The following is a 1,158-nucleotide window of genomic DNA, read 5'->3' on the forward strand; positions in this document are numbered from 1 at the left end:
GTGCTGAGTGGATCGGACACGGCAAAGGCAGCGTCGAGTTGTGCGGGTGAACGCCGTTCGGTCCGATTCCAGGCGACATATTGCACAATGCCGAAGCTTGGCCGTCGCGGCACCGTCTTCACGACTGGCATGCGGAAGCCGTCGCGGAAACGGGACCAGCGTGTGCCCAACGCTGTAACCATGTCCTCGAGAGTCGGCGGCGCGGCCACAGACGCATAGGTGATGGTGACATTGCCGGCGAGGCCGGCCTCGCGTGAAACCGGTAGCGGTATCGAGGCGAGATAGTCCGGCGGCACGTCGATAAGCCCACCGAACGGCCATTGCGTGCGCAGCGTGGCGGCGTCTGTCGGCGCGACATTCACGTCTATGTCGTTAGGCGTGCCGGCAACCCTGTAAGGGCAGCGGAAACGGCCGCAATTGGCTTGCGCCGAAAACTGCCACAGTGCGTAGCCTTGCCAGTTGCCCATCGGAAAATGCACGTCGATGTCGTTGGTGTAGCGCGCATACCAAAGCGGCAGCCGCGACAGGAGCCGGTATCGGTAGCTGTTGTCGGCAATGTAGCGGGCGGTCTTGCCGTTGGTGTACAGCACCGGGAAACGGCCGATGCGCCGATGCACCTGGCGTACGAACTCCTCGGCATCGTCGAGCGACATCCATTGCGAGGGGTCATTGCCCTCGATGTCGAGAGCCATGAGATCGTCCGGCGCAGGCTCGGCGAAATCGAGGAAATTGTTCGCCTGCTCGACCGGATTGCCGGGACGGGCAAGGTGATAGGCGCCCCATTTCAGGCCGAGTGCCTTGGCCACCACCCGGCGCGTCTGGAACAGTTCGCGCGTCACCGCATGACGTTTCCACAGCGCCTTGCAAAGCTTTACCTCAATGTCGTTGCCCAGGCAGAAATAGGCCGGCGGCATGCCGTCGGAGGCCTTGTTGATGAAGCCGACGACCCGCTTGTCGGTGGCGAGCTGGGCCCAGTCGATGGAATTATATTCGTAGGCATCGACGACCAGAGCGCGGTCGGCGTTCTTCCACGGCTCGGAAAAATCCGAGGCCGTTGCCGCCGTCGAAAGCGCCATCGTCGCCGCAAGAGCGAGGATCGCCAGCGCATGCCGGCCAAAAGTATGCAGCGGTTTTGGGGCAACGACATGCGCAGGAAAC

At 62.6% G+C, this 1,158-nt stretch carries 1 protein-coding gene; it reads right to left on the bottom strand.

Annotated features, from left to right (window positions below; all coding sequences use genetic code 11):
* Nucleotides 1–1,076 (bottom strand): glycoside hydrolase family 25 protein (locus EN750_RS35395; RefSeq protein WP_145968247.1); only part of this gene is annotated, 1,076 nt, incomplete at its 3' end.
* Nucleotides 1,077–1,158 lie beyond the last annotated feature (82 nt).

The organism is Mesorhizobium sp. M7A.F.Ca.ET.027.03.2.1 (assembly GCF_003999175.1).
Lineage (GTDB): Bacteria > Pseudomonadota > Alphaproteobacteria > Rhizobiales > Rhizobiaceae > Mesorhizobium.